The sequence below is a fragment of the Microcystis sp. M_QC_C_20170808_M9Col genome, from assembly GCF_007095495.1.
Classification (GTDB): domain Bacteria; phylum Cyanobacteriota; class Cyanobacteriia; order Cyanobacteriales; family Microcystaceae; genus Microcystis; species Microcystis aeruginosa.
Window position 1 is genome coordinate 1 of sequence record NZ_SFBZ01000001.1, and the last position, 9,865, is coordinate 9,865.

9 protein-coding genes and 1 pseudogene are annotated in these 9,865 nt (G+C 43.5%); 7 read left to right on the top strand and 3 right to left on the bottom strand.

The annotated features are described in order from the left end of the window. Positions 1–315: calcium-binding protein (locus tag EWV68_RS00005; protein ID WP_287168387.1), on the bottom strand; the 315-nt coding region annotated here is incomplete at its 3' end. A gap of 591 nt (positions 316–906) precedes the next feature. Here EWV68_RS00005 and EWV68_RS00010 point away from each other — a divergent pair. Genes EWV68_RS00010 through EWV68_RS00020 form a run of 3 tightly spaced genes read left to right on the top strand, consistent with a single transcriptional unit; the run spans position 907 to position 2,907 of the window. Then, positions 907–1,128 (top strand): hypothetical protein, encoded by a 222-nt coding sequence (locus tag EWV68_RS00010; RefSeq protein ID WP_002766724.1) that lies wholly within the window; start codon positions 907–909, stop codon positions 1,126–1,128. Between the two features lie 2 nt (positions 1,129–1,130). Further along, a complete protein-coding gene (locus EWV68_RS00015) occupies positions 1,131–1,568 on the top strand; it encodes a PIN domain-containing protein (protein ID WP_125730436.1) in 438 nt (145 codons plus the stop codon). 43 nt (positions 1,569–1,611) lie between these two features. After that, the gene (locus EWV68_RS00020; protein WP_287168390.1) at positions 1,612–2,907 is read left to right on the top strand and encodes a DNA cytosine methyltransferase; all 1,296 of its coding nucleotides are present in this window, start codon (positions 1,612–1,614) and stop codon (positions 2,905–2,907) included. Positions 2,908–3,426: 519 nt separating this feature from the next. On the opposite strand, the gene EWV68_RS00025 is transcribed toward EWV68_RS00020, so the two are convergent. Continuing rightward, a complete protein-coding gene (locus tag EWV68_RS00025) occupies positions 3,427–3,891 on the bottom strand; it encodes a hypothetical protein (protein ID WP_002757789.1) in 465 nt (154 codons plus the stop codon). A 184-nt stretch (positions 3,892–4,075) separates the two neighbouring features. On the opposite strand from EWV68_RS00025, the gene EWV68_RS00030 reads away from it, so the two are divergent. The 3 genes from EWV68_RS00030 to EWV68_RS00040 all read left to right on the top strand — a co-directional run bounded on the left by EWV68_RS00030 (position 4,076) and on the right by EWV68_RS00040 (position 7,711). Beyond that, a complete protein-coding gene (locus EWV68_RS00030) occupies positions 4,076–5,545 on the top strand; it encodes a TldD/PmbA family protein (RefSeq protein WP_061433339.1) in 1,470 nt (489 codons plus the stop codon). A 2-nt stretch (positions 5,546–5,547) separates the two neighbouring features. Next, positions 5,548–6,138 carry a DUF456 domain-containing protein gene (locus EWV68_RS00035; RefSeq protein ID WP_287168392.1) on the top strand — a complete coding sequence of 197 codons (591 nt, stop codon included), beginning with the start codon at positions 5,548–5,550 and terminating at the stop codon, positions 6,136–6,138. Between the two features lie 229 nt (positions 6,139–6,367). Beyond that, positions 6,368–7,711 (top strand): TldD/PmbA family protein, encoded by a 1,344-nt coding sequence (locus EWV68_RS00040; protein WP_287168395.1) that lies wholly within the window; start codon positions 6,368–6,370, stop codon positions 7,709–7,711. A 363-nt stretch (positions 7,712–8,074) separates the two neighbouring features. On the opposite strand, the gene EWV68_RS00045 is transcribed toward EWV68_RS00040, so the two are convergent. Continuing rightward, the gene (locus EWV68_RS00045; protein WP_271973175.1) at positions 8,075–8,512 is read right to left on the bottom strand and encodes a DUF29 domain-containing protein; all 438 of its coding nucleotides are present in this window, start codon (positions 8,510–8,512) and stop codon (positions 8,075–8,077) included. Between the two features lie 301 nt (positions 8,513–8,813). Here EWV68_RS00045 and EWV68_RS22025 point away from each other — a divergent pair. Further along, a pseudogene (locus tag EWV68_RS22025) lies at positions 8,814–9,749 on the top strand (pentapeptide repeat-containing protein); the annotation flags it as partial. Positions 9,750–9,865: the final 116 nt, after the last annotated feature.

Sequence of the window (9,865 nt, forward strand, 5' to 3'; positions counted from 1 at the left end):
TAGGAAATCGGTGCCCAAGAGTAGATCCGTGTCGAAGAGGTAGGTGTCGTTATCAGCCCCACCATCGAGGATGTCATTATCAGCCCCACCATCTAAGGTGTCATTACCTGAACCACCTTGAATATTGTCGCTGCCCCCATTACCTAGAAGGCTATCGCTGCCCCCATTACCAAAGATTAAATCATTACCAGCGCCGCCGTCAGAAGTGTCACTACCGTTATCAAGAACGATATTATCGGCGATGCCAGTACCGTTAGTTGTGTTATTGTCGAGGAGATTGCCGTCAAATATATCGGAAAAAATCGGGTTAGCCATTGTCTTTCTTTTGTCCTAAGTACAACTAGACCAATCAACTCGCTTGGATTGTGCGAGCTAACTGTATTTGGGTGGAACGAAAGCTAGGGAACAATAAAAAAATTAAATTGGCTCAAGGTCACTTTACCTTAATCTTGCGACTGATTAAAGATAAAGAATTGAGGACGCATTACCGCCTCTCCACCCAGCCCTAGAGATGGAAACATCTAGATTATGAAAGGGAACAACTCACACAACAGGCAATAGTGGAGAGAACCTTGTCTATTAGATGGCAGAGCAACACCAGCATTATACAGCAAAGAATAGCCAAAAAGTAATTAGCAAAATAAATCTTAACATTGCCTGAGTTCGGGTTAAACAGATTATCGCCACCCATGAAAATATTCTGATTGACGAATTTGCCTTATTTCTGAACTTCCCCCCTATAAATATAGTAGCTATGGCTAAAAGTCTTACAGAGCTTGAGCTAAAGCAATGTAATACCAATAAACTACTCTAGATACAGTCAACGGTACAGCCATACTTACCACTTCCCACTGACAGAAGAGGGCTATAATTAATCTTAATAGACAGTCGATCGAGAGCAACAATATGTTAAATGCAGTGGAATTTAAAGCCAAAATCAAACAAGGTATTATCGAAATTCCCGAAGAATACCAACAGGACTTGAGGGAAGACAGCGAAGTTCAAGTTATTGTGATCAAACAAAATAAAAAAATATCAACCACTGGAATCATTGCCCAATTAACTCAAAACCCCGTTGCTGTTAAAGGTATTCGTCAATTAAATCGGGAAGAAATTCATCAGCTATAATTATGACCAATTCTCTTTATTTTTGTGATTCTAATATCTGGCTATACCGTCTTTTAATAGACCCAGAGTGTAACGATGCTGAAGAAATGCGAAAACACAATCTAGCGACCGCTTTAACTAGCAGGGAAAATATCTTAATCAGTACGCAAATTATTAATGAAGTTTGCGCTGTTTTATCCAAAAAAGCTAAAATAAGTGAAATTCAAATTAGACAAATTATCCAAGAATTTTACGATGGATGTGTTGTTATTCAACTTGATCGCAATATTATTTTAAGAGCCTCTGAACTCCGCACTCAATACAGTTTTTCTTTTTGGGATAGTTTAATTGTAGCTAGTGCCTTAGCATCCGATGCTAGTATTCTTTACTCTGAAGATATGCAGGATGGGTTAATAATATCCAATCAACTAACTTTAATTAATCCTTTTCGATCGAGTTGATTATCAGTGTGATATTATTAAATTACTCATTTAATCAATAGTGATGAATAGGCAACAAAAGCGAGTTTTATCCCTATTTTCTGGCTGCGGGGGAATGGACTTAGGATTAGAGGGAGGTTTTTGGGTACACCAAGACTGTGTTAATGAAAATATTCATCGAGATTGGATAGTAGAAAGACGGGAACCATGGCTAAAACTACCGCGCACTACTTTTGAAACTGTCTTTGCTAATGATATAACTAAAGCTGCCCATAATGCTTGGATTCCCTACTTTGAAAAAAGGGGTAAAAAGAATGTATTTCACTTGGGTAGTATTGTAGATTTAGTCAAACAAGCAGAAAAAGGAGAGTTCCAGTTTCCCAGTAATATCGATGTAGTAACGGGAGGTTTTCCCTGTCAAGATTTTAGTGTTTCAGGAAAAAGAAAGGGGTTTAATTCTCACAAAAGTCACAGGGGTAAACTGCTAGACGAGAGTGAAGATAGTTTTCAGGACAATCGCGGGAAACTCTATTATTGGATGAAAAGAGTTATTGAATTAACCTTACCTAAAGTTTTTATTGCTGAAAATGTCAAAGGTTTAATCTCCTTGGCTAATGTTAAAGATATAATTGAAGATGATTTTAGTGCCATTGGTAAAGATGGATATATAGTTATCCCTAAACTTCTCTTTGCTCCCGATTATGGAATTCCCCAAACTAGGGAAAGAATTATCTTTATCGGTTTAAATAAAACCTATTTAAAAGCGACAGCGATAGGACATCTAGAAAATAATGATATTTTTCCGCATCCAACCCATAAAGTTATTAAGCATCAATTAAATCTGTTTGAGTCAATATATCCTCTTAAAACTTACAGTACAGTGGGTCAGATATTATCAGGTTTAGCTGAACCGGAAGATGAGTTATTTGACCTCTCACAAAAAAGCTATTCAAAAGCTAAACATTATGGTAAAACTCAGGGACAAATCGAGGTTAATTTACAGGGTTTAAGTCCGACTATTCGCTCGGAACATCACGGTAATATTGAATTTAGGAGATTATCTTTAGAATTAGGGGGAAAGATAGTTAATGAGTTAGAAGCAGGGTTAAAAATGAGACGTTTAACTGTGCGGGAATGTGCGAGAATACAGACTTTTCCCGATGATTTTCAATTTGTGCGTCCACAAAATAAGGGAGATGAAAAATATTCACTTTCGGCTACGGATGGTTACAAACTAATTGGTAATGCTGTCCCACCCTTGCTTGCTTACCACATTGCTAGACACCTAGAACATCAATGGGATTATTTGTTTGAAGATATTTATTCAGTCAGCAAAAATTTATGTGTAGCATTGCCTTAATAATTGGGTGCATCTCATTTTTATAAATCTACTAAGTTGGGGTTTTTAAAGGGAACCTCTCTTTGAAAATTGGGCGTTACTTTCGATTTTATGACTCAATCCAAGCTTTTGGGGGGTAGAACCCCCCAAACCCCTCGCGCATTTGCTTTTCGGTGAGATGCTTACACGCAGTTGTTAATATACTTGTACCAATTTAAGATTCACCAATAATTGCTGATTGTCGCTATTTCTGCAAATGTGAGATGCAACCTTAATAATTTCTGCTAATAATGTTTCTATACTTGCCATGGTTTACTAATCCTAAATTGAGAAAACAAATTATAATCTTTTTAGCAAAACTACAGCCCGCATGGGTTACGCTACCGCTAACCCATCCTACAAATAATTGTGCCTCCCTACTTAATTGGGCATCAACTCCTCAAAATCACAACTTGACACCTCACCCTTAAGATAACTGCCATAACCTGAGTTCGGAATCAGGGAAAACGGCAAAATTTCCCTAACCCGAACTCACCTTGATTACAAAACCTTATGGGTATGAGAATGTTGTTTGACGTTATCCTCCGTCCGCACCACATGAACAGCATTCAAGATGCGTTTTTTCTCTAGGGAAAAGTTTAAATCGTCTTTTTGGCTGCCCAAGGGGATTAACCCTTGCAGGTGGGGTTGATTTTTATAGGTGCGAGTGGCCGCAATCGCCCTTTCGACAAAATTCTCGCATAATTGGGCATTATCGGGGAAATTACTGGGTATTTGAGGATTATCGTCCTGAAAAACCTCTCCTAAAGCCATGGCGCGGGCAAATTCGTAGGAAGTGGGAATTCCTTTGACAATTGCCTCTAGGGCCGCCGAGGGAATCGGTTCTAACACCGCCACTTTTTCTAATTCTCCCTCCTGTTTGAGAAAACAAATCGCTAAACCGAATACACAATAATCATCTTTTGTCAAGTCAGAAATGTTTAAGAATTGTGTCGCTGTGGCCATTATTTTGATCCTGAGTCGCTCTTTATTTAATCTTGGGGGCGATGAGCGATCGAATCAAGGTTTTTATTAAGAGATATGAAGGAGAAAAATTTAGCTGGGTTGGGCGGCGCTAACGCATCCCCAGACGGAAAAAACTGAGAACTGTTAGACTAGAAACCAGCAGATTAACTGATAAACGAGCTTTATGTCACCCACTCTACTCATCTCCAAAGAACTCCCCACCCTGAAATATAATCCTAGTCTGGAGCGCTTTGATAGCTCTTGGGCGGCTCCTTTGTCCACTCTCCTGGGACTGGGACGGGCTGCCGGGGCAACTTTTATCGAATTTTTCCTCGAAAGAGTCAACTATATCAGTTGTTTAGCCGAAGATGACACCATCACCAGTCTCTCACCGAAACTATCTACAGGGGCAGGAATCCGCCTTTTTCGCGGTAAAGCTGATTGTTATGTCAGTACCAACGATTTAAGCTTCCAAGGCTTAAAAAATGCCCTAGAAAAAGGTTTATCGATTCTCGGTTTAAACCTACCCAGTCCTAACGCGTATATTCCCGAAATCAATCTGGAAATGTTCCGGGATTATGCCACGGTCAAAAATAAAGATATTTGGCTGAATAATTGCAGTTCTTTGGGAGAAATGGGTGATATTCTCCTAACTGCTAACGTTCAACTCAATCAGAAAGCCTCTCACGTCCAATCTCGTCGCACCGCTTATTTTCGCGATTGGCAAGAAATTTTAGTTGCCGCTAGTGATGGCACTTTTGCCCGGGATATTCGCCTCACCCAATCCGTGGGCTATAATCTCCTCTGTGCCGATGGGACTAATCGTTCTAGCATTGGTAAACGGGTGGGTAGTACCAGTAATCCCGATTTTCTGCGGACGTGGAATGCCGAGGAATCGGCGGCAGAAGTGGCCGAATCGGCGGGTAAAATGCTTTACGCTGACTATGTAGAATCCGGCAGTTATCCCATCGTCATGGCCAATGAATTTGGCGGCGTTATCTTCCACGAAGCCTGCGGTCATTTGCTAGAAACTACGCAAATTGAGCAAAAAACCACACCCTTTCTCGATAAAAAAGGCGAAAAAATCGCCCACGAAAACCTGACGGCTTGGGACGAAGGATTATCCGATAAAGCTTTCGGTACTATCGATATGGACGATGAGGGAATGCCGGCCCAGCGTACTCTCCTAATTGAAAATGGTATCCTAAAAAACTTCATTGCTGATCGCACCGGTTCAATTAAAACCGGCCATCCGCGCACGGGTAGCGGTCGCCGTCAAAACTACACCTATGCGGCCGCTAGTCGGATGCGGAATACCTACATCGCCCCTGGGGAATATACCCTCGATAATCTCTTTAATTCCATCGATAAAGGCATTTATTGCAAAAAAATGGGCGGTGGTAGTGTGGGGGCCACCGGGGAATTTAATTTCGCCGTCGAGGAGGCCTATCTTATCGAAAATGGCAACCTGACTAAACCCCTGAAAGGCGCGACTTTAATCGGTTCAGCCAAGGAGATTATGAATAAAATCTCTATGTGTTCCCAAGATTTAGGACTAGCGGCGGGTTTTTGCGGTTCCGTCAGTGGTAGCGTTTATGTCACTGTTGGTCAACCCCATTTAAAAGTCGATTCTATTACCGTTGGCGGTCGTTAATCATGACTTTAGTAATTCTCTACTATTTCCTCATTGCCATCATGATAGTGGGGATAATTGGCGAACTGCTGCCCGCTGTCCCCGGCATGAGTTTGATTTTAATCGCCATGCTGGTGTGGGGTTTTGTCACCAAATTCGCGGGGATGGGGGTCGCTTTAACCGTGGCCTTTGTTGTCCTTCTCCTCAGTCTGGGGGTGGAATTCCTCGCTAGTTATCTCGGCGCCCAAAAAGTTGGGGCGAGCAATTGGAGTCAAATCGGGCTAGTAGTGGGTTTATTAGCGGGAATATTCGGGCTTTTACCGGCTTTACCCATTGGCGGCCCAATTATCGGCTTATTTGTCGGTCCTGTGGTCGGGGCTTTTGTCGGAGAATACGCCTATCGTCGCGATTTGGAATTAACCCCCCGTTTGCAACAATCCCTAAAAGTCTGTGTCGGTATCGTCGTCGGCACGGTTATCGGTCACGTTGCCAAAGCTATGCTGGCCACGGCCGCCGTTATCGTCTTTATTGTCACCACTTGGCCCAATCTCTCTTCAGTTATCAGTTATCAGTTATCAGTTATCAGTTATCAGTTATCAGTTTTCAGAACGTAGGTTGGGTTGAAGCATGAAACCCAACGCCCGCATGGTTTACGCTACCGCTAACCCATCCTACAAATAATTGTGCCTCCCTACTTATCCAGCTTACGGCTGACCGCTATCAGTTATCAGATTTGAGTTTTCAGTGGACACTGTTAAGTGGCAAGTTCTGAGCTTTCTTTTCACTGATTACTGATTACTGTTTACTGATAACTGAAAAATCCTCCAACACCAAAAAAAATCTATGCCAAAAGTTGAAGATATCGCCCAAATCGCTAATTCTAGCGCCCAAGCTTTAGGAATTGCTAAATACGACATCTATGGTTCTTCTGTCGATGAAACCGATGTGGATGTGTTTCAAGGGGAACCCAAACAGGTACAAGCTTCCAATCGTTCCAGCGTTATCGTTCGCGTCTGGAATCGGGATAATCAAGTCGGTGTCACCTCGACCACCGATGTGGACCCGGTGGGACTGCAATTAGCCCTGAAAACCGCCCAAGAAGCCAGCTTTTTTGGTGTTAAGGAAAATGTCCCCGATTTTAGTCCTGCCGCCACTGCACCTACCACAGAAGTGGCCAGCGAAATGTATAATCAAGCAGCTGTATCCACTCTCATCGATAAGTTATTAGCCGCCGAAAAATCCTTACTAGCGGCCCATCCGGCTATTGCCAGTGTTCCCTATAACGGTTTGGGACAACAGCAGGTCAGACGTTTTTATCTCAATAGCGACGGGGCAATGCGTCAGGAAGCGCGTAGTTATGCCAGTGTGTATTTATACACCAAAACCGAACAGGAAGGCAAAAAACCCCGCAGCGCTGGTGCTTTTCGGGTGAGTCCGGGACTGGAAAAATTAGATATCGATGGTTGCATCGAGGAAGCGATTACCAAAACTGTTAGCCATCTGGACTATCAACCGATTACCACGGGTAAATATTTAGTGGTTTTTGCCCCCCGCGCCTTTTTGAGTCTAATGGGAGCATTTTCTAATCTGTTTAATGCCCAAAATGTCCTTGATAAACAGAGTCTTTCTACTCCTGAATCTTTGGGAACACAAATCGCCGCTACGGCCTTAAATTTGTGTGATGATGCCCTCCATCCAGCTAATGTTGCCGCAGAAACTTTTGATAGTGAAGGCACTCCCACCCGTCGTGTGGAATTAATTAAAGAGGGGATTTTGAGTAATTTTCTCCATAGCACGATTACCGCTAAACGGATGAATACGGAACCGACTGGCAACGGTAACATTGGGTCAAAAGTAACAGTTAGTCCCCATTTTTATCACGTTTTTGCTAGTGCTAATCAACCCAAAAGCTATTCTTTGGAAACAGCAGAAAATGTGGTGTTAATTGATAGTTTACAGGCACTTCATGCAGGAGTTAATTCTCTACAAGGTTCCTTCTCTTTGCCGTTTGACGGTTGGTTAGTGAACAAAAATGAGCGCATTAGCATCGATTCCGCTACCGTAGCTGGGGATATTTTAACACTGCTGAAATCGATTGTTTATCTGGAACCGGAAGCAGTTATTACTCCCAGTGGTGTTTGTCCCTACGTTTGGGTAGAGGGTTTATCAATCACAGGAGAAGCTTAACACTATACCAGACCAAAAATAGGGGGTATTAACAAGGGTAATACCCCCGCAAGATGGATGCTAATTTTATAGTCGTGGGTAAGCTGTTGACTATGCAAATTATACTAAATCTGGTTATTAAAAACTGATTAGGGTTTGCGGCAAAAAGTACGGGCGAAGCATTCGGATAGAAAATCTACGGTTTCACCATAGGTTATTGCCCGAATGCTTCGCCCCTACAGGACGCGGGCCGATGAAGACCCAAGGTTTTGAACCACGATTCTCTCAAAATCTTGCACCTGTGGGAGCGAAACAGGACACTAAAACCCTTATCTCGTTTATATTTCACATTTATTCAGCTTTAGTATTACTCCTAATTAAGAACTATTTTTCAGCCGGGGGAAACCAATTATCATCTAATGTTTGTTCGAGGGATATATGAGCGTCTGAATTGAGGGAAAAAAGCTGAGAAACTGATTTAATCGCCACCGGATAAACTTTATCATACATGGCTGCTAATTCTGGCCGTAAGCTGGGACTATCTTCTAAACGATGCTGAATTTGGGCGCGAAAATTGACTATTTCTGCCGCCCAATGATTACCTGACCGTTTTTTTTCTTCTTGCCAATAAGCCAGCTTTAAAAGATGTTCGATAAGACGGGTTAACAGACTCATTAAAGCTCGTCTATCACTTTTCCCCATACTCTCGATTTCTTCAATTAAATTATCCCAATCCACCTGCTCAAAATTGCGCTCTCGTAACTGTTTTACCGTCTCTTTTAGCCATTGATTATAATCAGTTTCGTAGGCAGTTGACGACATAATTTAACTCTCCATAGAAAATTACTTAGTAGATTAAGAAAGGTTAATGGGTGTATCCATTGATAGATAGGGGTTTTCGGCTATTGTAGTAGATATCTATGGGGGAAATCCAGATATATTCTAGAACGCGAGGTGTGGAACCTGACGCGATTGCCCATAAAAATGCCAGGTTTTTGAACGTGGACTCGTTGAACCAAGAATCCCGAAGCGCTGGGGTGGGAGTGTCAATCGGATTCTCTCAAGAAACCCGCTTTCTGACTTGTAGTAAGATTGAGGGCATAGTATGGCAATTTCGTAGGCGATGAAGGCAGCGGCAGTTATTGAACAGTACAAAAACGGGCGGCGGGATTTCCGGGGGGAATCCTTGCGGGGTGGTAACTTTCGCGGCGCGGACTTAGCGGGGGCGGATTTCAGTGGTTGTGATATACGCGGGGCAAATTTTAGTCGGGCGAATTTGACAGGGGTGAAGTTTACCTGGGCGAAGGCGGGATTGCAGAAGCGGTGGCTGGTGATTTTGCTGGGGTTGGCTTTGGTGTTAATTGTGGTTTCGAGTTTTTTTTCCTCCGCAGCCGCTTATCTGGTGGGCTTAATTTTTGATTCATCCAGTACAGAAAATCAAGTTGCTGGTTGGTCAATCTTAATTCTTCTCATCTGTTTTTGCGCTGTCACTTGGCGTAAAAATATTTTGGCCGGAGCCGTAGCCCTAGCCGTAGTCTTCGCCGTAGCCCTAGCCGTAGCCCTAGCCCTAGCCGGAGCCGTAGCTGGAGTCCTAGCCGTAACCCTAGCCCTAGCCGTAGCCAGAGCCGTAGCCCTAGCCCTAGCCGTAGCCGGAGCCCTAGCCCTAGCCCTAGCCGTAGCCGGAGCCGGAGCCGGAGCCGTAGCCGTAGCCCTAGCCGTAGCCGGAGCCGGAGCCGGAGCCGGAGCCGTAGCCGTAGCCGTAGCCGTAGCCAGAGCCGTAGCCCTAGCCGTAGCCTCAGCCGGAGAGGATGCCGTATCCGGAGCCGGAGCCGGAGCCGTATCCGGAGCCGGAGCCGGAGCCGTAGCCGGAGCCGTAGCCAGAGCCGTAGCCGGAGCCTTGACATTACTTTTCTGTTGGCTCGGTTGGCTGACCCTTAAACAAGAACACCGCGATCCTTGGTTGCGTAAAATTGTGATAGCCTTTGCTGCTATTGGTGGCACATCCTTTTTTCAAGCCAATTTAACCGAGGCGGATTTTACAGGAGCCACCTTAAAAAGTATAGTTATTTCAAATAAGAACGAGACACTAGGCGACACAATAAGTACGAATAATTTCATCAAGGGGTGTCCCCACAGGAGCATACATTCTTGCCCTCTTTAATGCACTAAAATCAT

Excerpts from the sequence above, each read along its gene's own strand:
- EWV68_RS00010 (WP_002766724.1), top strand. The coding sequence starts at position 907 with ATGTTAAATGCAGTGGAATTTAAAGCCAAAATCAAACAAGGTATTATC.
- EWV68_RS00015 (WP_125730436.1), top strand. The coding sequence starts at position 1,131 with ATGACCAATTCTCTTTATTTTTGTGATTCTAATATCTGGCTATACCGT.
- EWV68_RS00020 (WP_287168390.1), top strand. The coding sequence starts at position 1,612 with ATGAATAGGCAACAAAAGCGAGTTTTATCCCTATTTTCTGGCTGCGGG.
- EWV68_RS00040 (WP_287168395.1), top strand. The coding sequence starts at position 6,368 with ATGCCAAAAGTTGAAGATATCGCCCAAATCGCTAATTCTAGCGCCCAA.
- EWV68_RS00025 (WP_002757789.1), bottom strand. The coding sequence starts at position 3,891 with ATGGCCACAGCGACACAATTCTTAAACATTTCTGACTTGACAAAAGAT.
- EWV68_RS00045 (WP_271973175.1), bottom strand. The coding sequence starts at position 8,512 with ATGTCGTCAACTGCCTACGAAACTGATTATAATCAATGGCTAAAAGAG.
- EWV68_RS00035 (WP_287168392.1), top strand. The coding sequence starts at position 5,548 with ATGACTTTAGTAATTCTCTACTATTTCCTCATTGCCATCATGATAGTG.
- EWV68_RS00030 (WP_061433339.1), top strand. The coding sequence starts at position 4,076 with ATGTCACCCACTCTACTCATCTCCAAAGAACTCCCCACCCTGAAATAT.